This window comes from Variovorax ginsengisoli, assembly GCF_030811835.1.
Classification (GTDB): Bacteria; Pseudomonadota; Gammaproteobacteria; order Burkholderiales; family Burkholderiaceae_C; genus Variovorax; species Variovorax ginsengisoli_C.
Genome location: NZ_JAUSRO010000006.1, coordinates 267,294 through 290,510 on the forward strand (window position 1 = coordinate 267,294; position 23,217 = coordinate 290,510).

Here is a 23,217-nt window from a genome sequence, read left to right on the forward strand (position 1 = left end):
CGTGATGGGCGCAGGACAAACCTTCAATTTTAGGCGCTCGGCCGCGCACTGAGGCCCCGCAGCACGATCTCGGTCTGCACCGCGATGAAGGTTTCGGGGTCGAGCACCGCCTGACCGTCGATGCACATGGGCGTCGAGTGCTGCCACAGCATCAGGAACATCATGGGCGCGATGACGGCATAGATGGCGTGATCGACATCGACCGGCGCGAACTCTCCGCTGTCGATCCCACGGTGCAGGATGCGACGCACCAGGGCATGGCCAGGGCGAACGACCTCCTGGCGGTAGAACTCGGCGAGCGTCGGGAAATTGCTCCCTTCGCTCATGAGCAGCTTGGTCAGTCCCGAGGCCTTGGTCGAACCCACCCGTTCCCACCACACGCGCATGCAGTAGCGCAGCATGTCGCTGGTGCTGCCCTCGAACACCTCGAACTCCTTGTTCCACTCGGTGAAACGACCCGAGAGGTTCTCGGTGACCACCGCCTTGAAGAGCTCTTCCTTGTTCTTGAAGTAAAGGAACAGCGTGCCTTTGGACACGCCCGCGCGCGCGGCCACTTCTTCCGCGCGGGTCGCCGCAAAGCCTTTCTCCACGAACAGGTCGAGTGCCGCAGCGATCAGCTCTCCCGGACGCGCCTCCTTGCGCCGTTCGCGCTTGGCGCGCACGGGACAGAGCTTGTCGCTGAGAAAACGGCGAGGAGTGACCACGGGAAGTTTTAATGACTGACGGGTTAGTAATGTAGTCAGCTGCTTCCTGCCCGTCAAGCCGCGACAATACGCACTGTTCCCTTTGCTACTTGCTGGAGCCTCCCATGTCCACACCCGCCTCGTCATCGTCGATCGAAACCATCGTTCTGGGTGGTGGCTGCTTCTGGTGCACCGAGGCCGTGTTCGACCGGGTGCAAGGCGTGATCGACGTGGAGTCCGGCTACAGCAATGGCCAGGTCAGGAACCCTACGTACGAGCAGGTCTGCACGGGCCGCACGGGTGTGGTCGAAGTGGTCAAGGTGCAGTTCGATCCGGCCGTGATCTCCTTGCGCGAGGTGCTGGAGATTTTCTTCGTCATCCATGACCCGACCACGCTCAACCGCCAGGGCAACGACGTGGGCACGCAGTACCGCAGCGGCATTTACTACGGCAACGAGGCGCAGCGCGAAGTGGCCGACGCGGTGATCCGCGAGATCGGCGAAAGCGGCACCTACGGCGCACCGATCGTGACCGAGGTGGTGCCGCTGGCCGATTATTCGACGGCCGAGGACTATCACCAGGACTACTTTCTCAACCACCCGAATCAGGGTTACTGCGCTTTCGTGGTCGGCCCGAAGGTTGAGAAGTTCCAGAAGACCTTCAAGGCACGCGTGAAGGCCTGAGCGCCTGCCCACGTCCCGCCTTTTCGCATTTTTTCCTTCGTGCATCTGACGACTGTTCCCGCCCGCCGCCGCTCGCCCGCGCTCTTTGTGGTGCTGGCGCTTGCGGTATGGCTCGCCGCCACGCTGGGCCTGATGCACCAGACGATGCATGTGCCCGGTCTCAAGGCCGCAGCGGCGGCCGCGCGTGGAGGCGCGCCGGTCACCGCGTCGCCGTCGGGCGATGCCTCGCATCCGGCACCTGCCGCCCACGGCGTGCTTGCCTTGTTCGGCGGACACCACAGCGAAGCCGACTGTCGTTTGTACGACCAGCTCGCGCACGGCAGCGCCATGCCATCCGTGCCGTTCGTTGCCTTGCCGGTGTTCCTGCCGGCCGCCACCTTCGCCTGGTTCGAAGGTGAAGTGCTGGCCCGCTGGGTCGCGCTGTTCGACGCGCGCGGCCCGCCCTTTTCTCGCTGAAGTCCCCAGTCCGATTCGCCGCACCCCGTGCAGGGGTGGCGGTGTGTCGCCTATCGATTCAACGAGTTTTCATCATGTCTTCCATTTTTCGTCGCAACGCGCTGGCCGTTGCCGCCTTGTCCTTTCTCTCCCTGGCTGTGCACGCGCAGGCCGACAACCCGCCCACCGGCAACCTCAAGGAGATCACCGTCACCGGCAATCCGCTTGGTGCCGCCGATGTCATCGCGCCAGTCGACACGCTCCAGGGCGACGCACTGCTGCTGCGCAGCACGTCGACGCTCGGTGAGACGCTCAATACGCTGCCGGGCGTCAGCAGCAGCTACTTCGGCCCCAATGCCAGCCGTCCGATCATCCGAGGCCAGGACGGTGACCGCATCCGCATCCTGCAGAACGGTGGCGCTGCGCCCGACGCCTCGGCGCTGAGCTACGACCACGCCGTGCCAGTCGACGCGCTGGTGACCGAGCGCCTTGAAGTGCTGCGGGGGCCGTCGGCGCTGCAGTACGGAGGCAGCGCTGTGGGCGGCGTGGTCAACGTCATCGACAACCGCATTCCGACCGAGCCGATCAACGGCTTCGGCGGCCGGGCCGACCTGGGCTATGCGACGGGCAACAAGGAAAAGTCCGGCGGTGTCGTGCTCGAAGGTGGCAATGACCGCTATGCGCTGCACGTCGATGCCTTCGACCGCAAGTCCGACGACGTGTCGGTGCCCATCGATCTCGAATGCGCCAAGCCCGGCTCACCCGGGCTGGCGCGCAAGATCTGCAATTCCGCCAACAGTGCCCACGGCGGCGCCATCGGTGGCACGCTGTTCTTCGACCAGGGCTGGATCGGCGCATCGGCGAGCAGCTACCGCAGCACCTATGGCACCGTGGCCGAGGACGACGTGACCATCGGCATGAAATCCGATCGCTATGCGCTCGAGGGCGAGTGGCGGCCGGGCGGCTTCTTCACCAGTGTGCATGCCAAGCTCAACCGCACCGACTACCAACATACCGAGTACGAAGGGGGCGAGCCGGGCACGGTGTTCGCCAACAAAAGCGACGACCTTCGCATCGAGGCGCGGCATCGCAAGATCGGCAACGTCGAGGGTCTGATCGGCTTGAGCAGTGAGCGCGGTAACTTCTCCGCCGATGGCGAGGAGGCGTTCGCACCGCACAGCCGCACCGTGTCGAACGCGCTGTTCCTGCATGAAGAACTGAGCACCTCCTGGGGGCGCCTGAGTTTCGGCGCGCGCACCGAGCAGACGAAGGTCACGTCCTTCGGCTATCCGGACGACCTGTCGATCACGCGCTTTGCCACGGGCGAACGCAGCTTCAACCCCCACAGTGCCGCCCTCGGTGCGCTGGTGAATCTGGCGCCGCAATGGCAGCTCACCTCCAACATCGCCTACACCGAGCGCGCGCCCAAGGACTACGAGCTCTTTGCCAACGGCCCGCACGTGGCCACGGCCGCATGGGAAGTGGGTGACGCAGAACTCAAGAAGGAGAAGTCACTGGGACTGGACCTTGGCGCGGAATGGAAGTCTGGTCCCAACAACGCCCGTGTGAACGCCTATGTGACGCGCTTCGACAACTACATCGGACTGACGGCGACGGGCCGTACGCTCGACGAGGAAGGCGCACCGGTGGCCGCTGGCGCCGATGGCGGCCTGGCCGAATACGCGTACAGCGGCGTGCGTGCACGCTTTGTCGGCATCGAGGCCACTGGCAAGCAGCGCCTGATGGGCAGCAACGGCTTCACGCGCTCGGCCGACGGCAGCACGCTCGACCTCGAATGGCGCGGGGACGTGGTGCGCGCGACCAACACCGACACCGGCGAACCACTGCCTCGCATTGCGCCACTGCGCGTGGGCGCGACGCTGGCCTATGGTGATGGCCCGTGGACCGGCCGGTTCGGCTTCGACAGCTATGCCGCGCAACACCGCGTACCGTCGATCGGTGACAGGGAAACCGCGGGCTACACGCTGTGGAACGCGGCGCTGACCTATCGCATGAAGGTCGAGCGCGCCACGCTCACCTGGTATGCGCGCCTGGACAATCTCACGAACAAGCTGGCCTACAGCGCGACGTCGATCCTGACAACGACCGTTTATCCGGCCGCGCCGCAGCCGGGCCGCTCACTCAAGGTGGGTCTGCGCGCGACCTTCTGAGGCTCCGTTCAGCACGGGTGCTGTAGGAGGCTGCCGACATTCGCTCGCGTGTCTGACCGGAGTTGGTGCGCACCACTTTCGTGAAATAGTTGCACACCAAAAACGGAGACACACCATGACACGCGAAGCGATATTCTGTTTTGATACGGCGACCGTGCGGTTTGCCATCTACCCCGACGGCGACGATGGTGCGCGGGTGATCGCGCAAATCAGCGAGGACCCGCTTCGTGATCTGTTTGGCGCCAGCGGCGATGGCGCAACGCTGCTGGCAGCCTACGACAGGCATGCCGACCGTATCAACGAGATGGCCATCGCCCGCTATCGCGCCAATTCGCAACAACCGATCGTGCTCCAGACGATGGATTTCGATGCCGTAGGCATCCGGGGTGGCGTCATGGGCGTGGTAATTCCACAGGTGATTGCCGCAGCGCCTCGCGCGCGGGCTTCCGTCGGCATGGGGTGGCGCACGGCGCTGGCTGCGTAGGTCGCTATAGCCACCACGATACGGGCCCACTCAGCCGTTGTACGTGGGCCGTTGTTGGACCGAACGAACCCAACAGTACCTGCAACCCCGAAATTGTTTGCGCACGGTCGATCCATTGCAGGGCCGATGCAATGCGTTGTCTTTCGTAGCGCGGCGTGACCCGCTGGAGCAGGGCGGTGAGCGCCTGTTGATGCGCCAGGTCAGGCGCAGGCTGCCATGGCAGGGTGGTCAGCGAAGTTTCCACATCGGCCGTTTCATAGCTTTCGCACCAGTGCAAACCGGCTGCCGTATCGATCGCATCCAGATGGCTCACCAGCAGCCCGTCGAGCGGTCCCACCGACTTCAATGCGTAGCGCAGCAGCACGGCGTCGGGGTGGCCGCGGCGAAAGCGGCCCTGCCAGCCGGCGTCCGCGTTGTGCGGCTCTGCGAGCGCATCCAGTGCGAGGTCGGCGGTCGGAAGCGGCCCGGCACCGTGCCGCGTCAGGTAACTGCGCAGCACCCCCAGGTGCTGCACGCGCGCGTCGATGCCCAGGTCCGATAGCACGGCGTCGACGGCGTGGGTCGAGATCGAACTCCAGGTGGTGTGCGGGTGAAAGCCATGCCACTCGTCGAGCAGTACTCCTTGTGCGCCCTCGAACACGACGCGTCCGGGCAGGGTCAGCCGCTGTGCGATGGCCGCTCCCTCAGCCGGGGGCGATTGCGCGATGCAGGGCTGCAGCGCGTCCAACCAGCGCGCGGCCAAGTCGGCATCGCCGAGGAGCGCACGCTCCGCGAACCCCGCTTTATCCCCGGGTGTCACTTCCGCGAATTCCTGTTGCAACGCAGTGCGGATGGCGTCGAGTTTTCCGAGTGCGTGTGCGCGATGAGGCAGATCGCCGTAGCGCAGGGCCGCCTCGGGGTGCGCCAGCGCATGCCGGACCGTTTCGCCCACGCCCACGCCGCAACTCCCATGGGCCTGCGGGCCGCGCGCCCATTCGCGCAGGCGGCCCGCGGCCTGATGAAAGGGCGTGGTGACCTTGCAGCGTGCATCGATCCACAGGCGGGACATGGCATCCACCATACCGGCGCGGCGGAGGTATTCGTTCTCCGCCAACAGGCCCGTCGGATGCACCACCACCGGGCTCGCCAGCACGGTGGCCACGCCGTGGTGGAAGCTGCCGGCGCCGAACTGTGAAAACGTATGGTGCCGCCCATCCGGTCGCACCACGTTGTGGCCAGCCTGCGCGCCGCCGTTGAATCGCACCACCGTGTGGGTGGCGCCGTCGTCGCAGAGATGGTCGGTAAAGAGTCCCTTGCCGCAATCGCCGAAGCCGAGCCCCAGCAGCGAGAGGTAGCGGGTCAGGCCGCTTGCCACGTCGTCGTCAACCGAACAGTTTTTTCCACCAACTGCTGGGGCCGGTGGCGCCGCTCGTGCTGCGATGAACACGCTGGGGTGCGTTCGGGTCGAGCAGTTCGGCATAGGCTTCCAGCGCATGCGCCACCGTCGCGATCCGTGCGGGCGGCGTGCCGTGCGCGGCCATGACCTTCGTGAGCGCATCGAGGCTCGGCGCGGCACGTTCGGTCAGCGCGACGATGCCCGCGGCCACGGCGCAGGCATCGTCGGGAGTGTCGAGGCAGATCACATGGTCGCCCAGCAGTTCGCGCCAGCGCGCTTCGCAGCGACGCCGACGCTGCGCGTCGGGGATCAGGAAGAACAGGTGGTAGCTTTCGGCGGCGGCTGCGATCACTTCTTCGATCGGGATGTCCTCGTCGAGCTTCTCGCCGATGAGGGACTCGATCTGGTGGCGCGAGACGGCCGGGTAGGGCAGCTCGTCGCCCGTCATGAACAGGTAGCCGCGCTTCTTGCGCTTGGCCCAGCAGTCGGTGTCGGTGTGTTGTGCCAGCACGTAGAACGCAAGTTCGTAGCTCTCTTCGCCGCTGCCGCCACCGCCACCCTCCAGGTAGCTCCAGGTCAGCCACTGGTCCATCAGCTCGGCCGTCGATTCGAACTGGCCGACCTGCAGCGAGGCGCTGTCCGACGTGGCGTCGCCGATGGCCATGAACAGCAGTTGCGGGTCGGCGACGCCGCATTCGGTCAGCAGCTTCATGAAGGTCGGCAGCTCGCGTGTTGCGAGGATCCGTGGGATGTCGCCCATCGACCCGGTGACGTCCAGTGCGAAGACAACGGCCAGCGAGTTCGGATGGTCTGCGTTGTCGCGCGATTCGCGCACCTTCAGGCCGCGTGGATTCATCAGCGGATGCGTGCCGCGCTGCGTGAAGACTTCGTCGCCCGACTGTGTCGCGCGATCGGCGACCAGTGCAGCGTGTGCGGCATGTGAGTAATTTCCGTAGCCCATGGACTTGTTCCTCTGAGGTTCAGGCGCCGGGCGGCGCGGGATCGAAACGGACGAATTGCGGCGCGCCGAAAGCAGCGCGTGCGGCGCCGGAAAGTGCAGCCTCGATGCCCGTGGCACCCAGCCGCATGCAGGCCTGCACATCGTCGCTGCATGCGTGCAGCAGGTCGGCGAGTGGTGCGGGCGCGCGGGTGTCCTGCAGCAGCAGCCGCACAGTCCAGGCGCTCTGGCGCAGGTCACGGGCCACGGCTTCGGCATGCGCCGCTGCATGGCCCTGGCGCGCCTGGCGCCAACCGATCAACAGAATGCCGTGATCGTGCGGGTGCACCAGTGCATGCGCCGGTGCGATGTCGCCGTGCGACCAGCCGTTGGCATGCAGGAAGCCCAGGACTTCGAGCATGCGGCGCCAGATCCACACCGCATGGCGCGGATCGATGCCGCGGGGTTGGGTCTGCATCACGTCGGCCAGGCTCCCCCAATAGCCAGCTGGATGGCGCAGCACCAGCGCATCTCGCAGGTCGCCTGCACCGCCATCGGCACGGCCGGCCCCCACCGGCTGCGGCAGGCGGCGCGTGTAGTACGCGGCACCGGGCGCCTGAATGGCCTGGAGCGCCGACAGCACCTGCAACTCTTGGGCGAGCGCGTCGCGATGCCCGGCATCGCGGGCGATCTTCATCGTTACGCGTTCGTGCACCGCGCCCAGCCGTTCGGCCAACAGCACATCGCAGTGTGGACCCTTGCCAACCAGCGCCTTCACCAGGTAGTTGGCCTGCCGCCAGCGATAGGCCTGGCCCGAGGCCGCTTCGGCCTCGGCACGCAGCCAGGCATTCCGGAAATCCTTTCGCTCGACGCGCTCCTCGCCGCGCATGACGGTGGCACCGCAGTAGGCACATTGCACCGTGCGCCAGCGCGCCGCGCGCGGCAACGGTGCCGCGCATTGAGGGCAGAGGACAGCGGTGAGGGTGAGCATCGGGGCAGTGCAAAGGCGGTCGGGCAATGACACGGTCAAGGATACCGGTTTGACGCGGCCCCCCACGAACGCCGAGGTACCTGTGCCGCCGTGGGCACGTTGAGCCCGCATCAGGTCTCATTGATGAGGTGGCGGACCTGGATCTGACAGGACGTGAGGGGCGGCGGGCACCCGGGCACCGATGTAGCGCCGAAGTGTGCGAGGGTGAATTTCGTAGCGTTTGGCCACTTCGTTGATCGAAAGGCCGTCGATCTCGACTGCGTTGTGGGCGGCTTGTTGCTGCTGCAGGGAGAGCGCGGCTCGGCGACCGAGGGGGCGTCCTTGCGCCCGTGCCTCCGCCATGCCCGCACGCGTGCGCTCGCTGATCAGCGACCTTTCAAACTCAGCCAGCGCGGCCATCATGTGGAAAAAGAGCTTCCCACCCGGAGAGGTCGTGTCGATGTGTTCGGAGAGCGAAACGAACTGGACATCGCGTTGGCCGAGTGCGTCGACAAGCTGGACGAGCCCCTGCAAAGAGCGCCCCAGTCGATCCAGTTTCCAGACCACCAGCATGCCTCCCGGCTGGATGCGCTGAAGGGTGCGATCCAAGCCAGGCCTGGAGAAAACTGCGCCAGAAACACCTTGATCTGTAAATATCTTGTTACATCCAGCGCGTTCAAGGGCAGCGATTTGGAGGTCGAGATGCTGCTCTTCGGTGGACACGCGCGCGTAACCAATCTTCATTTGCGAGGAATTCTGAGAAAGAGGAGTGGGGTCGGAAAGCACGAGAACTTTATTCCTCATTTGTAGGAAATAGTTGACAAAAGGGGTCCTTTTTGCCTTCACAGTTCTTCATCTGCCTTGCCGCTGTGGTGTAGAGGAGCGGGGATCAATTCTCCGCTGTGATTCTGAGCATGGCGCAAGGGACCCTTTGTGCCTCGAACTTGTCAGGCTTCGTGACAACTTGGATACGGTTGACGCCGCGACTGGCACGATGGGCGCACAGGCCTCGGCAGTGGTGCTCTGTGCGGCGGGGTGCTTCACCGTCAGCCTGATCTCCCTGGGCCTTTCAAGTCTGCTGCTGACGTCCGCGACGGTGGATGGGGTGGTACCTCCCGCACTGCATCTCCTCTTCGTGGTGCTGGGTGTCATCTGCACCCAAACGCTCCCTTCAGGGGAGCGCGCGACCGTTGCTTTTGAGATTTTTTGTTGCAACTGTTGGGCGGTCGCGGGGGGGGCTTTTGTCGCCATCTGCCTCAGGGCGAACTTGCAGTCGATGGCGTGGGCAACGCTGTGCTTTGCGACGGGCCTTTTCGTTGCGCTCCCGTTCCATCTGGCGAATCCCGGCAGCAAGGCTTGTGCGTTTGCCCTGAGACGCATGCCCCTGCCCAACCCGACCTTGTCGTTTCAGCAGCGGATGTGCCTGTGCATCACAGATGCTGAAAAGTTGATAAGCATGAAATTGAAGGGCACGCTGCCTTCAGATCCCGCATTGGACATCTATATCCAAGGGCTCATGGCCGGCATCCAGACGGTGGGTGGAATGCAAGGTGAGCCTGATATTTCTGATAACGAAGAATGGTCTTACTGGCCTAGATCTTCACTTATTGAGATTTATGGGATTGGTTTGAAGCATGGTGCTTATTTGCGATCCACGAGAGATTTTCGAGAATATGAGGCAAAAAATAATTGAATTACTCCTTCAAGTGTTAAAGATAATATCTAGGTAAAAATGATTTTTCGATGCAATTGTGCAACTCATTATTTGGAACGCATACCTCGATCCTGGTGGATGCGATTGATTTTTCGCAGAAAAGCCCTCTATATCTGCCGATCCTGCGGCCAGGTACAATTAGCAAATATGAAGAAGATTGCAAAAGAAATCCGGGATTTTCATGCGTGATGCATGAGTGAGATGCTGTGATGCGTGCTTGCATCATCCTGTGTCAGTAGCCCTTGCTGATGGTGCAGGACGCATGCGAGCATGCCCAGTTTTTGAATTCCCGTGGCTGCACGCGCGGGCTTGGTTATATTCCTGGCGGATAAAAAATAAGCCACCGCGCGGTCAAGCTGATCACGGTGGCAAATTCATGCGGAATTCAATCTTCAAATCGATTGGATTGGTTTACGTGTAGTCGTAAGGACGCTTCGCGGCTCTGCATCCTGCCGCACTTGGCAAGCCCATCGTGCGCATCCAATGAAGACGAATATGGGTCGTACCAGAAATAGGTCATGAGCCGTACCAGCCGCCCGATGAAGACTGACTGGGAAATGCTCCCTCTGCCTTGACGAGTTGAAGGATGAAGTCCCAGTGAATACAGGCGGCATGTCGCCACATAGGGCGAATTGTTCTAGGACGAGGCGAAATATTCCGAAAGCCCTTGGTTTGAAGCCCGGGGCTGGATGCGCTCAAATCCAGTCGTGACGTACTCGGTGTTCGGAACCACTGAGGAAGATCAGTGGCTCGTGCCTGATGCGCTAGGGAGGAGGGCATGGCTGAAGTGCGGCCCCGGCACGAAACAAAAAAGCCATCCCGAGGGATGGCTTAAGTGCTTGATATGGCTATCAAAAATGGTGCCGGAGAGATGAATCGAACACCCGACCTTCTCATTACGAATGAGCTGCTCTACCGACTGAGCTACACCGGCTAAGCCTTCAATTATAGCGGATTATGGTAGCTGGTTACGCGCTCGACCTCGTTTTTTGATCCCAAAATCACGCTCACCCGTTCATGCAGCTTGGTCGGCTGCAGGTCGAGGATGCGGTCACGGCCGTTGGTGGCCGCACCACCCGCCTGTTCGACCAGCCAGCTCATCGGGTTGGCTTCGTACATGAGCCGCAGCTTGCCTGGCTTGCCGGGTTCGCGTTTGTCCCACGGGTACATGAAGATGCCGCCACGCATGAGGATGCGATGCACGTCGGTCACCATGCTGGCGATCCAGCGCATGTTGAAGTCCTTGGCGCGCGGGCCTTCGCTGCCGGCCAGGCATTCGTCGATGTAGCGCTTCACGGGCTCATCCCAGTGGCGCATGTTGCTCATGTTGATCGAGAATTCCTTGGTGTCTGCCGGAATCTGGATGTCTTCCTTGGTCAGCACGAAGCTGCCTTGCTCGCGGTCGAGCGTGAACATGGCCACGCCGTGTCCCACCGTCAGCACCAGCGTGGTTTGCGGCCCATAGATGCAGTAGCCGGCCGCCACCTGCTTGGCGCCGGCCTGCAAGAAATCGGCCTCCTGCACGCCGGGGTGTTCGTCGGGCTTCTTGAGCACGCTGAAGATGGTGCCGATGCTCACGTTGACGTCGATGTTGCTCGATCCATCGAGCGGGTCGAACAGCAGCAGGTATTCGCCCTGCGGGTAACGGTTGGGCACCACGTAGATGCTGTCCATCTCCTCGCTGGCCATGGCGGCGAGATGACCGCCCCATTCGTTGGCTTCGATCAGCACTTCGTTGGCGATGATGTCCAGCTTCTTCTGGACTTCGCCCTGCACGTTCTCGCTGTCGGCCGAGCCGAGCACGCCGCCCAGGTCGCCCTTGTTGACGGCCATGCTGATGCTCTTGCAGGCGCGCGCGACCACTTCGAGCAGCAGGCGCAATTGGCCGGGAATCAACCCGTCGGCGCGCTGCTGCTCGACGAGGTAGCGGGTAAGTGAAATCTTCTGTTGAGCCATGGGTTCCTTTCTGAAAAGAGGTCAGCCGGCGAGCGCGCGGGTCACGACTTCGCGCGTGTCCTTGCTCAGGTCGGGCTTGGCGGCGATGCGCATGATGGCTTCGCGCGCGGCGCTGCGGTAGGGTTCGGCCAGCTTGTTCCAGCGGTCGAGGCCACGTGCCAGACGCGCCGCGACTTGCGGGTTGAGCGCGTCCAGCTCGATCACGCGGTCGCTCCAGAACACGTAGCCCGCCGCATCGGTGCGATGGAAGGCGCCTGGGTTGGCACTGCAGTAGCTGAAGATCACGCTGCGGGCGCGGTTGGGGTTCTTCAGGGAGAAGTCCGGGTGCTTCATGAGCTGCTTGACCAGCGGCAGCACATTGCCTCCACGGTCGGGCGCACCGGCCTGCAGCGAGAACCACTTGTCGATGACCAGCGCCTCGTCCTTGAAAATCGCGTGAAAGCGTGCGAGCGCCGGGGCGGCCAATGCATGGCCCGAAGACACCAGCGCGTTGAGCGCGTTGAAGCGGTCCGTCATGTTGCCCGCATCCTTGAAGCGCTGCAGCGTGCGGCCCGGCCACACCGCATCGCCCGAGGCGCAGGCGGCCAGGCACAGGTGGACCAACGCCATGCCGGCCAGGGCGCGGCGCCCCGCCGACAGCGGATCGGGCGTGTACGCGCCCGTGTCCTGGTTGGCGTCATAGGCCTGCTCCCACTCGGCGAACAGCGCGGTGGCCAGCTGCAGGCGCATCGCTTCACGCACCGTATGCACGCGTTGCGGGTCGACCACGTCGAGTTGCTCGGCGATGTATGTTTCCGACGGCAGCGTGAGCACCAGCTCCTTGAACGCGGCGTCGAGCTTGGTATCACCCAGCACGCTGCGCATGGCGGCGATGTAGGCGTCGTCGAGTACGGCGTTTCCGACAGGTGCTGAATCCGTGATCGCCTGGATCGCGCTGCGCAGTGCCAGGCGCTGGCCGGCTTCCCAGCGGTTGAACGGGTCGATGTCGTTGGCCAGCAGCGTCAGCAACTGCGCATCGGTGTACGCGAAGTCGAGCACCACCGGCGCACTGAAGCCACGCAGGATCGAAGGCACCGGCGCGGCATCGAGGCCGGTGAAGACGAAGCGCTGGCTGGCCTCGGTGAGCACCAGCGTGCGCGTGCCCGCCGTGGCCTGGCCTTCGCCTTCGAGCTGCAGCGGGAGTTCGCGGCCGTCTTCCGACAGCAGCCCGACATTCACCGGAATGACGAAGGGCTCCTTGTGCGACTGGCCCGGCGTGGGCGGGCAGCTTTGCTCGAACGCCAGCGTGTAGCTGCGCGCCTCGGCGTCGTAGCTGCCATGCGCCAGCAGGCGCGGCGAGCCCGACTGCGCATACCAGCGCTTGAACTGCGGCAGCAGGCGCGCGAGCTCGGAGTCGGGGTTGGCGTCGGCGATGGCTTGCGCGAAATCGTCGCAGGTCACGGCCTGGCCGTCGTGGCGCTCGAAGTACAGCGTGATGCCGCGCTCGAAGCCCTTGCGGCCCACCAGGGTCTGCATCATGCGAACGACCTCCGCACCCTTCTCGTAGATGGTGACGGTGTAGAAGTTGCTGATCTCGAAGTAGCTGTCGGGGCGCACCGGATGTGCCATCGGACCCGCGTCTTCGGGGAACTGGGCGGTGCGCAGCACCCGCACGTCCTCGATGCGCTTGACTGCGCGCGCCGATGCATCGGCGCACAGGTCCATGCTGAACTCCTGGTCGCGAAAGACGGTCAGGCCTTCCTTGAGCGAGAGCTGGAACCAGTCCCTGCAGGTCACGCGGTCGCCCGACCAGTTGTGGAAGTACTCGTGGCCGACCACGCTCTCGATGTTGCTGTAGTCGGCGTCGGTGGCGGTCGCCTGGTTGGCCAGAACGTACTTCGTGTTGAAGATGTTCAGGCCCTTGTTTTCCATCGCGCCCATGTTGAAGTCGCTGGTCGCGACGATCATGAAGCGGTCGAGGTCCAGCGGCAGGCCGAAGCGCGCCTCGTCCCACAGCACCGAGTGGATCAGCGAGGTCATCGCATGCTCGGTCTTGTCGAGGTCGCCCGCGCGCACAAACACCTGCAGCAGGTGTTCCTTGCCGTTGCGCGCGCGAATGCGTTGCTCGCGTGCGACCAGCTTGCCGGCAACCAGCGCGAACAGGTAGCTCGGCTTGCGAAACGGGTCGACCCATTGGGCAAAGTGGCGCCCGTCGGGCAGGTCGCCGCTGTCGACGAGGTTGCCGTTCGACAGCAGCACCGGATAGGCGGTCTTGTCGGCGCGCAGTGTCACCGTGTAGTTCGCCATCACGTCGGGACGGTCGAGGAAGTACGTGATGCGGCGAAAGCCTTCGGCCTCGCACTGGGTGAAGAAGGTGTCCTGGCTCACGAAAAGGCCCATGAGCTTGGTGTTCTTCACCGGGCAGCAGGTCGTGAAGATCTCCAGCTCGAAGGCTTCAGGCAGGTTGTCGATGACCAGCTGACCAGCCTCCATGCGAAACGAGGCGCCCTGGCCGTCGACCAGCACGCGCGCCAGGTTGAGTTCCTCGCCATCCAGGCGCAGTGCGCCGGTGGGCTGGTCGGGGTTGCGGCGCAGGCGCATGCGGTTGAGCACGCGCGTCTTGCTCGGGTCCAGGTCGAAGGTCAGCTCGACGGTGTCGATCCACCAGGCCGGTGCGGTGTAGTCCTCACGGCGGATCGCCACGGGCTGGCCTTGTCCATCACGCTGTTGCAACATCGAGAGTCTCCAGAAAGTTCGAAATGGCCAGTTCTTCGTAGTCGCGCACGGCCGCCATCACGTGCGGCCCCGCGAGTTCGGCCGGGGTGTGGGTGGTGCAGACGGCGACGGCACGCATGCCGGCGCGCCGTGCCGCTTCGATGCCGAAGGGTGCATCTTCGAACACGATGCAATTTTCGGGCGCGACGCCGATGCGCCGGGCCGCTTCGAGAAAGATCGCAGGCTCGGGCTTGCCGGGCAGCTTTTCGTCGCCGCCCACCATGGCCAGCGGCAGCGGGCTCATCTGCAGGCGCGACATCACGAACGCGATGTTGTGGCGGTCGCCCGCCGTACCCACCGCGATCTTCAGGCCACGCGCGGCGGCCTTGGCGGCAAACGCGCGAAAGCCCGTGACTTCGGCGAAGGCCGCACCGAAGAGCTCACGGTAGATCGTTTCCTTCTCGTCGGTGATCTGCGCGCTTTCGGCTTCGCTCACCTCGCGGCCCATCAGTTCGCATGCGCATTCGAACGCCGTTCGCCCGGTGGTACGGCGCATCAGGTCGGGCACGTCGAGCACCATGGCGCGACGGCGCGCAAATTCGGTCCAGGCCCTGGCGTGCCAGGGCATCGAATCGACCATGGTGCCGTCCATGTCGAAGATCAGCGCTTCCACGCGGGCGGCACGCATGCTCACACCCCCTGCTTGAGCGAGGCTTCGATGAACACGTCCAGGTCGCCGTCGAGCACCTTCTGCGTCGCCGACACTTCAACGTTGGTGCGCAGGTCCTTGATGCGGCTGTTGTCCAGCACGTAGCTGCGAATCTGGTGTCCCCAGCCGACGTCGGTCTTGGTGTCTTCCAGCTTCTGCTGCGCTTCCTGCTGCTTGCGCAGCTCGAAGTCGTACAGGCGCGAACGCAGGCGCTTCCACGCCACGTCGCGGTTGCTGTGCTGGCTGCGGCCGTCCTGGCACTGCACCACGATCCCGGTCGGGATGTGCGTCAGGCGCACGGCCGAGTCGGTCTTGTTGATGTGCTGGCCGCCCGCGCCGCTGGCACGGAAGGTGTCGGTGCGCACGTCCGCCGGGTTGATGTTGATCTCGATCGAGTCGTCGATTTCCGGGTACACGAAGATGCTGGCGAAGCTGGTGTGGCGGCCGCCCGACGAGTCGAAAGGTGACTTGCGTACCAGGCGGTGCACGCCGGTTTCGGTGCGCAGCAGGCCGAAGGCGTAGTCGCCCTCGACCTTGATGGTCGCGCCCTTGATGCCCGCGGTGTCGCCCGCCGTCTCGTCTTCGATCTGCGTCTTGAAGCCCTTGCGCTCGGCGTACTTCAGGTACTGGCGCAGCAGCATGCTGGCCCAGTCGCAGGCCTCGGTGCCACCGGCGCCGGCCTGGATGTCGACGAAGGCGTTCAGCGGATCGGCCGGGTTGTTGAACATTCGGCGGAATTCGAGCTGCTTGATGTCGGCTTCGAGCAGGGCCGCGTCGTCGGCGATGGCCTGCAGGCCGTCCATGTCGCCGTCTTCCTTGGACATCTCGTAGAGCTCGGTGTTGTCCGACAGACCGCTGGTGAGCCGGTCCAGCGTGACCACGACGTCGTCGAGCGACTTCTTCTCGCGGCCGAGTTCCTGGGCCTTCTTCGGGTCGTTCCAGACGCTCGGATCTTCGAGCGATGCGTTGACTGTCCTCAGTCGTTCAGCTTTGGCATCGTAGTCAAAGATACCCCCGTAACTCGAGGGTGCGTGCGCTCAGGTCTGCCAGCAATGCGCCAATTTGGTTGATTTGTTCTGCGTCCATGGGGGTGTCCTGACTGTGTTCGGGGAAAAACGCCAATTTTCTCATGCCCGCCAAGGCATGGCCGCTCATGAGGACGCGTCGTGTCCGTTCTGGGCCGCATCAGGCGCCTGCAGCGGCAATTCGACGGTGAAGACGGCACCTTGGCCGGGCGCACTTTCGAGTTGGATCTCGCCGCCGTGCAGCCGCACGATCTGGCGCGTGATGTACAGGCCCAGGCCCAGGCCGGCCGCGTGCTTGCGGCTGTCGGCCGTGCGCTCGAACTGCTCGAAGATGCGGGCCTGGTCTTCGGGCGCGACGCCAATGCCCTGGTCGCGCACGGACAGCCAGGCGCCATGCTCGTCGCCGCGCACCGTCACGTCGATCGGGTGAGCGCCGCCATAGCGCAGGGCGTTCGTCAGCAGGTTGGTGATCACCTGCTCGATGCGGAACTCGTCCCAGATGCCGTGCACCGGCGCAGGCGCGTCCAGGCGGAATTCGGCGCCCGCGGCCTCGGCCTGCTGGGCGAGGCTTTCGACCACGCGCTGCGCGAGCAGGGACAGGTCGAACAGCTTGGGCTGGATCGACAGCGCCCCACTGCGCATGCGGGTGACGTCGAGCATGTCGTCGATCAGGCGCACCATGTTCTGGATCTGGCGCTGGTCGCGCTCGATCATCGCGGGCAGCTTGTCGGGCGCGAAGGGGGCCAGGTTGGCCTTGGAGAGATGCAGCTTGCGCACCTGCGTCTCGAGATAGAGCGTGTTGAGCGGCGTGCGCAGCTCGTGCGAGACCATCGACATGAAATCGTCGCGCATGCGCACGGCGCGCTCGAGTTCGCGCTGCGTGGCCTTCAGCTGTTCGACCAGCGTTTCCTGCTGGCGGTGCAGCTCGGCCAGCGCATCCATTTCGTGGCGCAGTGCCTTGCGGTGGCGATGCAGGTCGACGAACACGTTGACCTTGCTGATCACCGCATGCGCGTCCAGCGGCTTGTGCAGGAAGTCGACCGCGCCGCTCTCGTAGCCCTTGAAGGCGTAGTTCAGCTCACGGCCGGCGGCACTCACGAAGATGATCGGAATATGGCGCGTGCGTTCGGTGCTGCGCATCATCTCGGCGAGTTCGAAGCCGTTCATCCCCGGCATCTGCACGTCGAGGATCGCCAGCGCGAATTCATTTTCCAGCAGCAGGTCGAGCGCCTGTTCAGCGGAGGTGGCCTGGAATACCGGCTGCGCGGGCGCACGAATGAGCGCTTCCAGCGCCAGGAGATTTTCCGGCAGGTCGTCGACGATCAGCAGCTTGCTTTCGACTTCAATGGGCATGGAGGTTATCCAATTGCAGCAGCAGGGTGTGGAGCGCACGCAGCGGCAGCACATGGGTGGGAATGTGGCGCGTCATGGCGGCTCGCGGCATGGTGTCGACCTGGGCTTCTTCGGGCGACTGCACGGCCGTCAGGCCACCTGCGCGATGGATCTGCATCAGTCCTTCGGCGCCGTCGTCGTTGGCTCCTGTGAGGATCATGCCGGCCAGCCGCGCACCGTAGGCGTCGGCGGCCGACGTCATCAGTACATCGATCGAAGGGCGGGACCAGCGCACGGGTGGCTCGCAACTCAGCGAGAACACACCGCCACGCTCGATGGACAGATGGTACCCCGGCGGCGCGAAGTGCAAGGTACCGGCCGCAACCTGGGCCTTGTCCTGCGCTTCGCAGACCGGTACGCGCATGCGCTGGCGGAACACCTCGGCAAGACGGCTCTCGTGCGCCTCGGGCAGATGGATGACCACCACCAGCGGCAGCCGCCAGCGCGCCGGCAGGTCATCGAGCAGCACCAGCAGCGCGTCGATGCCGCCCGCCGACGCACCGATGACGACCGCATCGACCCCACGCAGCAAGGAGAGGGCGCTGGCCGTCGTCATACCTTGCGATAGATGCGCTCGGCGCGCGCCAGGGTGTCGAAGCGCTGGGCATAAGCGGAGAAGTCGATGCTCTCTTTGGAGCCCAGGCCCAGAAAGCCGCGATGGCACAGGGATTCGTGGAACAGGCCCAGCGCGCGGTCCTGCAGCGAGCGGTTGAAGTAGATCAGCACGTTGCGACATGACACCAGATGGGTTTCCGCAAACACGCTGTCGGTGGCCAGGCTGTGGTCGGCAAAGATCACGTCGGCGCACAGCGAGGGGTCGAAGCGCGCGGCGTCGTAGGCGGCGGTGTAGTAGTCGGAAAATGCGCGCCGGCCGCCCGAGCGCTGGTAGTTGGTGGTGTAGCTGCGGATCGCTTCCAGTGGGAAGATGCCCTGGCGCGCCTTCTCCAGCGAGGTCGGGTTGATGTCGGTCGCGTAGATCTGGGTGCGCGACAGCAGTCCTTCCTCGCGCAGCAGGATGGCCATCGAGTAGGCCTCTTCGCCCGTGCTGCAACCCGCGATCCAGATCTTGAGCGACGGGTAGGTCTGCAGCACCGGCACCACCTGTTCGCGCAGTGCGAGAAAGTAGGGGGGGTCGCGGAACATCTCGCTCACAGGAATGGTCAGGTATTGCAGCAATTCCCCGAAGAGTGCGGCGTCGCGCAGTACGCGCTCCTGCAGCGCGGAGATGTGGGGCAGATTCAGCTGCTGCAGCGCATAAAGCACGCGCCGCTTTTGCGACGCGCCTGTGTAGTCGCGAAAATCGTAGCTGTAGCGCAGGTAGATCGCCTCCATCAACAGCCGCAGCTCGATGTCGGTGGCACTCGGTGGCGTACCCGGGTCGACAGGCTTCACAGGCGCTCCATCTTGGGCATCCACACCCGCAGCAGCGAGAACAGCCGGTCGAGATCGACCGGCTTGGCCAGGTAGTCGCTCGCGCCTGCGGCCAGGCACTGCTCCTGGTCGTCCTTCATGGCCTTGGCTGTGACGGCAATCACCGGCAGCGTGGCAAAGCGCGGATCCTGGCGCAGGCGCCGGGTGGCTTCCAGGCCGTCCATCTCCGGCATCATCACGTCCATCAGCACGAGGTCGATGTCGCGCACCTGGTCGAGCTTTTCAAGCGCTTCGCGGCCATTGCGGCCAATCTCCACGGTCGCGCCGCGCTGCTCCAGCGCACTGGTGAGCGCGAAGATGTTGCGCACGTCGTCATCGACCAGCAGGATGCGCCGTCCTTCGAGCGCGCGGTCGCGCCCGCGTGCCGTCTTCAGCATGGTCTGGCGTTCTGTGGAGAGGTCGGCTTCGACCTTGTGCAGGAACAGCGTGACCTCGTCGAGCAGCCGCTCTGGCGAGCGCGCGCCCTTGATGATGATGGAGCGCGAGTAACGAAGCAGTTCGGCCTCTTCATCGCGTGTGAGGTTGCGCCCGGTATAGACGATGACAGGCGGGAAGGAGCAGATTTCTTCGGTCGCCATGCGCTTGAGCAGATCGCTGCCCTGCATGTCGGGCAGGCGCAGGTCGGTGATCATGCAGTCGAACACGCGGTTGCGCAGAAGCTCGAGTGCTTCCTCGCCAGACTCCACCGCGGTGATCGCCACGTCGTCGTCGCCGATGAGTCGCTCCACGGCATCGCGCTGGACCGCATCGTCTTCCACGAGCAGCACGGTCTTGACTTTCTGTGTGAGTTTCTCCTCGAACTTCTTGAAGACGTCCTTGAGCTGCTCGCGCGACGTCGGCTTGAGCGCGTAGCCGATGGCACCCATGTGCAAGGCGGCCTCGGCGTGGTCTTGCGCGGACACGACATGCACCGGGATGTGGCGTGTGCGCGGCTCGTCCTTGAGCCGTTGCAGCACGTCCAGGCCGGGGCTGTCGGGCAGCCGCATGTCCAGCAGGATCGCGTCGGGGATGAACTCCAGCGCCAGGCTGAAGCCATCGGCCGCACCGTGCGCGACCAGGCAGCGGTAGCCGAGTTCATGTGCCAGGTCGTAGAGGATGTGTGCGAATTGCGGTTCGTCCTCGATCACCAGGACGCGGCGCGCCTGGTCGCGCGGAAGTGCGCGGTCGTCGGCGAACTGGGGCGCTTGCGGCGCAGGCGTGTGTGACGGCGTGCCGGCGGCCGGGGGCACGACGGCGGGTGCCCGTGGCGCACTGCGTGGCACGGCCGGTGCGCGGTAGGCCGTGCCGGCAGGCACGGCTGCGACTTGGCTCGGGACCTCGGCAGGCAGATGCAGGGTGAAGGTGCTGCCTTGTCCGGGCGTGCTGCGCACGCTCAGCGTTCCACCCAGCAGATGGGTGAGGTCCCGCGAGATCGACAGGCCCAGGCCGGTGCCGCCATAGCGGCGGCTGGTGGTGCCGTCGGCCTGGCGGAAGGCCTCGAAGATGACCTCCTGTTGCGCCTCGGGAATGCCGATGCCGGAATCGGTGACCGCAAAGTCCGCGCCACCGTCGGCTGCCGCCGTGACCACCAGCGAAACCTCGCCGCGGTCGGTGAACTTGAGTGCGTTCGACAGCAGGTTCTTGAGGACCTGCTCAACGCGCTGGCGGTCGGTGAAGAGCGTGGCGGGGGCATCGGCCGCCACGTCGACGCGCAAGCCAAGCTGCTTTTGCCGGGCCAGCGGCGTGAAGGTCATCGCCAGGCTGTCGGTCAGCACCCGCAGGGGGACACGCTCGGTCACGAGTTCGAGTTTGCCGGCCTCGACCTTGGCGATGTCCAGGATGTCATTGATCAGCACCAGCAGATCGTTGCCCGAGGAGTGGATCGACTCGGCAAATTTCACCTGTTCGGTGTTGAGGTTGCCGTGGGGGTTGTCGCTCAGCAGCTTGGAGAGGATGAGCGCGCTGTTGAGCGGTGTGCGCAGCTCGTGCGACATGTTGGCCAGGAATTCCGACTTGTAGCGGCTGGCGCGTTGCAGCTCGTCGGCGCGCTCCTCGAGTTCGATCTGTGCACGGCGCAGGGCCGCATTGCGCAGGTCGAGCGCTTCGGTGCGTTCGGTGAGCTGGTTGTTGGTCTGCTCCAGTTCGGCCTGCTGGTTCTCTAGGGTGGCCTGCGACACGCGCAGTGCGCGCGACTGCTCCTCGAGCTCTTCGTTGGCGGTGCGCAGCTCTTCCTGCTGAACCTGCAATTCTTCGTTGAGTTGCTGCGTTTCGGCCAGCACGTCCTGCAGTTGCTCGCGGTAGCGCACTGCGGCCACCGAGTTGCCGATGCTGGGCGCCAGCAGTTCGAGCAGCGCGCGTGCGCGCTCGTCCGGGGCTTGAAGCAGGCCAAGCTCGACCACTGCATTGATGCGGCCATCGTTGCCGACCGGCATCAGCACCGCGGCGCGTGGAGCCATGTCACCGAGACCGGAATTGACCTTGAGGTAATCGGCCGTCACCGGTTCGACCACCATCAACCTGCGCTCGGTCGCCGCCTGCCCGACCAGGCCCTCGTTCGGGCCAAACGAGGAAGGCACGGCCTGCGCTTTCGGTGTGAAGCCGTAGCTGGCGGTGCGTCGCAACGAGCCGTCGCGTTCGCGAACGTAGATCGCACCCACGGCGCTGCCCAGATAGCGGCTGAAGAACGCCAGTATTTTCTGGCCGAGCTCTTCCGCACTGAACTCCCCCACGAGGTCGCCGACGAGCTCGGTCTGCGCGCTGCGCAGCCAGGCTTGGTGTTGCAGCACTTCGGCATGGGCGTTCTGCCGTTGCAGCACGCCGTTGTAGCTCTCCGACAGACGCACGAGCTGGCGCCGGCCAAAGTAGGCGAGCAGGCCGGTCAGCGTGAGGGTGAAGAACAGGAACAGGCCGATCACCATCATGCTGGTGCGGTTGGCCTCCGCATTGCGCTGGAAACGCAGTGCTTGCTCGGTGTCCATGAAGTTGGCGTACTCGCCGCGCATTTCGTCGGTCAGGCGCTTGCCGCGTCCGCTGCCCAGCGCCTGCTGGTAGTCGCCGCTGCTGCGACGCATGGCGATCACCTCGCGGGAATAGGCCAGCCATGCAGTCTGCAGCGCGATGATCCGTTCGACGCGCTCGACCTGCGCGCTGTTGTCGGACACCAGCTTGCGCAGCGACTCGAGGTCGGGGAGGATGCGCGTCTCCGCGCTTTCATAGGGCGCGAGAAAGCTGTCGGTGCCCGTGATCAGGAAGCCGCGCATGCCGGTTTCCATGTCGATGCTGCGGCGTTGCACCTCGGCGGCCATGCGGGTGACGCGGTCGGTGTGCTCGACCCAGCCAATCACCGACAGCAGGTAGAAGATGAGTGCGACGAAGGTGACGGCGCCCAGCAGGCCGCCGAACAGCGGCAGCTTGACGTTGCGGCTCAGCAGTTTCTGAAAGTCGCGAGGGTCGATGGCTGGCGCAGAGTTCATGGCAGGGGACGGGTTGAGCAAAACCTTCCCAGTCTGCACGATGCAACCGAACGTTTCTGTCGGATAACGCCGCGCGCTGCTCCGGCAACTACGGTGCCCCTTTTTGGCGCTGCTTCTGGTGGAGCTCTCCGTTCAGCTTGCCAGGAAGTCCTCGATCAGTTCGGCCACGCGCGCTGGCCGGTCGTGGTGCAGCATGTGCCCGGCGTCCTGTACGACCTCGATCCGGACGTCGGCCACCGAGGCCAGGCGCTCGTGGTACTCGTTGAGCGAGTAGCGGTTTTTCCACCAGCCCGCCAGGCTGTCGTCGGAGGCCTCGACCGCCAGCAGTGGGGCCGTGATGCGGGCATACAGCGCCAGTGTTTCGTCGACGCGAAAGATGTTGGCGTTGATGATCTTGTGGGCCGCGTCGCCCAGGATCTCCCAGCGCTGCTGGCCGTCGGCGTCGGCATGCGTCTGCGACCAGTGGGTGGCCAGCCATTGGGCCTTGTCGGCGTCCAGCCGTGGGTTGGTCTTGCGCAGCCTGCGTGCCACGCCGTCTACTGTGTCGTAGCTGGCGAGCGCCATGCCGCCGCTGTGCAGCCGCTTGAGCTCGTCGATCCACTTGCCGTAGCGGGCCGGTGCTTCGTCTGGCTCGAGCCTCGGCATGCCGAAGCCCTCGAGGTTGACCAGCCTGCGCACGCGTTGGGGCCGCACGCCGCTGTAGTGCATCGCAATGTTGCCGCCCATGCTGTGGCCGACCAGGTCGACGGGGCGGTCGCCCGCGTAGTGGTCGAGCAGCCACTCGAGGTCGGCCAGGTAATCGGGCATCCAGTAGTTGTCGACCGGGCCGCCGTGCGTGAGGCCGAAGCCACGCCAGTCGGGCGCGACGATGAAACGCCCGCGCTGGAGCGCATCGACCACGAATTGCCACGATGCGCCGACGTCCATCCAGCCATGCAGGAGCACCAGTGGCGGCTCGGCCGCCGAGGGCTCACCCCACAGCCGGACGTGGTAGCTGAGCTGGCGCACAGGGACGAATTCTTGGCGGGAGGGCAGGCGGGGCGCGTACATCGGCTCATCATACGAAGACCGGCGCGTGGCGGGCGCCACCCACGGGACAGGGCGTT

Annotated in this window: 19 protein-coding genes and 1 tRNA gene; 5 read left to right on the forward strand and 15 right to left on the reverse strand. The window is 64.6% G+C overall.

What is annotated here, in order from left to right; all coding sequences use genetic code 11:
• Positions 1-29: 29 nt before the first annotated feature.
• The gene (locus J2W36_RS11475) at positions 30-704 is read right to left on the reverse strand and encodes a TetR/AcrR family transcriptional regulator (protein WP_307689851.1); all 675 of its coding nucleotides are present in this window, start codon (positions 702-704) and stop codon (positions 30-32) included.
• Positions 705-808: 104 nt separating this feature from the next.
• On the opposite strand from J2W36_RS11475, the gene msrA reads away from it, so the two are divergent.
• The 4 genes from msrA to J2W36_RS11495 all read left to right on the forward strand — a co-directional run bounded on the left by msrA (position 809) and on the right by J2W36_RS11495 (position 4,456).
• Complete coding sequence (gene msrA / locus J2W36_RS11480) at positions 809-1,366, forward strand: peptide-methionine (S)-S-oxide reductase MsrA (protein WP_307689852.1); 558 nt, start codon at positions 809-811, stop codon at positions 1,364-1,366.
• A gap of 39 nt (positions 1,367-1,405) precedes the next feature.
• The gene (locus tag J2W36_RS11485; RefSeq protein WP_307689853.1) at positions 1,406-1,822 is read left to right on the forward strand and encodes a hypothetical protein; all 417 of its coding nucleotides are present in this window, start codon (positions 1,406-1,408) and stop codon (positions 1,820-1,822) included.
• Between the two features lie 74 nt (positions 1,823-1,896).
• Positions 1,897-3,972, forward strand: coding sequence for a TonB-dependent receptor (locus J2W36_RS11490; protein WP_307689854.1), 2,076 nt, complete (start codon positions 1,897-1,899; stop codon positions 3,970-3,972).
• A 115-nt stretch (positions 3,973-4,087) separates the two neighbouring features.
• Positions 4,088-4,456, forward strand: a complete 369-nt coding sequence (locus tag J2W36_RS11495; RefSeq protein ID WP_307689855.1) for a DUF1488 family protein — start codon at positions 4,088-4,090, stop codon at positions 4,454-4,456.
• A 4-nt stretch (positions 4,457-4,460) separates the two neighbouring features.
• Here the strand turns inward: J2W36_RS11495 and J2W36_RS11500 are convergent, their stop codons facing one another.
• The 4 genes from J2W36_RS11500 to J2W36_RS11515 all read right to left on the reverse strand — a co-directional run bounded on the left by J2W36_RS11500 (position 4,461) and on the right by J2W36_RS11515 (position 8,524).
• On the reverse strand, positions 4,461-5,810 hold the full coding sequence (locus J2W36_RS11500; protein WP_307689856.1) for an adenylosuccinate synthetase: 1,350 nt from the start codon (positions 5,808-5,810) through the stop codon (positions 4,461-4,463).
• Positions 5,811-5,817: 7 nt separating this feature from the next.
• Entirely contained in the window at positions 5,818-6,792 is a 975-nt protein-coding gene (locus J2W36_RS11505; protein WP_307689857.1) for a VWA domain-containing protein, read from the reverse strand.
• 19 nt (positions 6,793-6,811) lie between these two features.
• A complete protein-coding gene (locus tag J2W36_RS11510) occupies positions 6,812-7,759 on the reverse strand; it encodes a lipopolysaccharide kinase InaA family protein (protein ID WP_307689858.1) in 948 nt (315 codons plus the stop codon).
• A gap of 117 nt (positions 7,760-7,876) precedes the next feature.
• Positions 7,877-8,524 (reverse strand): recombinase family protein, encoded by a 648-nt coding sequence (locus J2W36_RS11515; protein ID WP_307689859.1) that lies wholly within the window; start codon positions 8,522-8,524, stop codon positions 7,877-7,879.
• 208 nt (positions 8,525-8,732) lie between these two features.
• Here J2W36_RS11515 and J2W36_RS11520 point away from each other — a divergent pair, with 208 nt between their 5' ends.
• Positions 8,733-9,431 carry a hypothetical protein gene (locus J2W36_RS11520; protein WP_307689860.1) on the forward strand — a complete coding sequence of 233 codons (699 nt, stop codon included), beginning with the start codon at positions 8,733-8,735 and terminating at the stop codon, positions 9,429-9,431.
• Positions 9,432-10,310: 879 nt separating this feature from the next.
• Here the strand turns inward: J2W36_RS11520 and J2W36_RS11525 are convergent.
• The 10 genes from J2W36_RS11525 to J2W36_RS11570 form a co-directional block, all read right to left on the reverse strand.
• Positions 10,311-10,386, reverse strand: a tRNA-Thr gene (locus J2W36_RS11525).
• Positions 10,387-10,397: 11 nt separating this feature from the next.
• Entirely contained in the window at positions 10,398-11,408 is a 1,011-nt protein-coding gene (locus J2W36_RS11530) for a class 1 fructose-bisphosphatase (RefSeq protein ID WP_307689861.1), read from the reverse strand.
• Between the two features lie 21 nt (positions 11,409-11,429).
• Positions 11,430-14,123, reverse strand: coding sequence for an aminopeptidase N (gene pepN, locus J2W36_RS11535; protein WP_307689862.1), 2,694 nt, complete (start codon positions 14,121-14,123; stop codon positions 11,430-11,432).
• Entirely contained in the window at positions 14,107-14,790 is a 684-nt protein-coding gene (locus J2W36_RS11540) for an HAD family hydrolase (RefSeq protein WP_307689863.1), read from the reverse strand. Before J2W36_RS11540 ends, pepN begins: the two co-directional genes overlap by 17 nt.
• A gap of 2 nt (positions 14,791-14,792) precedes the next feature.
• A protein-coding gene (gene prfB / locus J2W36_RS11545; protein WP_307689864.1) for a peptide chain release factor 2 occupies positions 14,793-15,897 on the reverse strand; the annotation gives its coding sequence in 2 pieces (ribosomal slippage) (positions 14,793-15,815 and positions 15,817-15,897; 1,104 coding nt in all).
• Between the two features lie 65 nt (positions 15,898-15,962).
• On the reverse strand, positions 15,963-17,189 hold the full coding sequence (locus J2W36_RS11550) for a hybrid sensor histidine kinase/response regulator (protein ID WP_307689865.1): 1,227 nt from the start codon (positions 17,187-17,189) through the stop codon (positions 15,963-15,965).
• On the reverse strand, positions 17,179-17,784 hold the full coding sequence (locus J2W36_RS11555; RefSeq protein ID WP_307689866.1) for a chemotaxis protein CheB: 606 nt from the start codon (positions 17,782-17,784) through the stop codon (positions 17,179-17,181). Before J2W36_RS11555 ends, J2W36_RS11550 begins: the two co-directional genes overlap by 11 nt.
• Positions 17,781-18,620: a CheR family methyltransferase gene (locus J2W36_RS11560; protein ID WP_503169903.1), complete on the reverse strand. Its 840-nt coding sequence runs from the start codon at positions 18,618-18,620 to the stop codon at positions 17,781-17,783. The genes J2W36_RS11555 and J2W36_RS11560 overlap by 4 nt, the downstream gene beginning before the upstream one ends.
• Positions 18,617-22,111: a response regulator gene (locus J2W36_RS11565; RefSeq protein ID WP_307689867.1), complete on the reverse strand. Its 3,495-nt coding sequence runs from the start codon at positions 22,109-22,111 to the stop codon at positions 18,617-18,619. Before J2W36_RS11565 ends, J2W36_RS11560 begins: the two co-directional genes overlap by 4 nt.
• A 132-nt stretch (positions 22,112-22,243) precedes the next feature.
• A complete protein-coding gene (locus J2W36_RS11570; protein WP_307689868.1) occupies positions 22,244-23,161 on the reverse strand; it encodes an alpha/beta fold hydrolase in 918 nt (305 codons plus the stop codon).
• Positions 23,162-23,217 lie beyond the last annotated feature (56 nt).

Coding starts and splice junctions, on each gene's coding strand:
- msrA (WP_307689852.1), top strand. CDS start 809: ATGTCCACACCCGCCTCGTCATCGTCGATCGAAACCATCGTTCTGGGT.
- J2W36_RS11490 (WP_307689854.1), top strand. CDS start 1,897: ATGTCTTCCATTTTTCGTCGCAACGCGCTGGCCGTTGCCGCCTTGTCC.
- J2W36_RS11495 (WP_307689855.1), top strand. CDS start 4,088: ATGACACGCGAAGCGATATTCTGTTTTGATACGGCGACCGTGCGGTTT.
- J2W36_RS11505 (WP_307689857.1), bottom strand. CDS start 6,792: ATGGGCTACGGAAATTACTCACATGCCGCACACGCTGCACTGGTCGCC.
- J2W36_RS11510 (WP_307689858.1), bottom strand. CDS start 7,759: ATGCTCACCCTCACCGCTGTCCTCTGCCCTCAATGCGCGGCACCGTTG.
- J2W36_RS11520 (WP_307689860.1), top strand. CDS start 8,733: ATGGGCGCACAGGCCTCGGCAGTGGTGCTCTGTGCGGCGGGGTGCTTC.
- J2W36_RS11530 (WP_307689861.1), bottom strand. CDS start 11,408: ATGGCTCAACAGAAGATTTCACTTACCCGCTACCTCGTCGAGCAGCAG.
- pepN (WP_307689862.1), bottom strand. CDS start 14,123: ATGTTGCAACAGCGTGATGGACAAGGCCAGCCCGTGGCGATCCGCCGT.
- J2W36_RS11540 (WP_307689863.1), bottom strand. CDS start 14,790: ATGCGTGCCGCCCGCGTGGAAGCGCTGATCTTCGACATGGACGGCACC.
- J2W36_RS11550 (WP_307689865.1), bottom strand. CDS start 17,189: ATGCCCATTGAAGTCGAAAGCAAGCTGCTGATCGTCGACGACCTGCCG.
- J2W36_RS11555 (WP_307689866.1), bottom strand. CDS start 17,784: ATGACGACGGCCAGCGCCCTCTCCTTGCTGCGTGGGGTCGATGCGGTC.
- J2W36_RS11565 (WP_307689867.1), bottom strand. CDS start 22,111: ATGAACTCTGCGCCAGCCATCGACCCTCGCGACTTTCAGAAACTGCTG.
- J2W36_RS11570 (WP_307689868.1), bottom strand. CDS start 23,161: ATGTACGCGCCCCGCCTGCCCTCCCGCCAAGAATTCGTCCCTGTGCGC.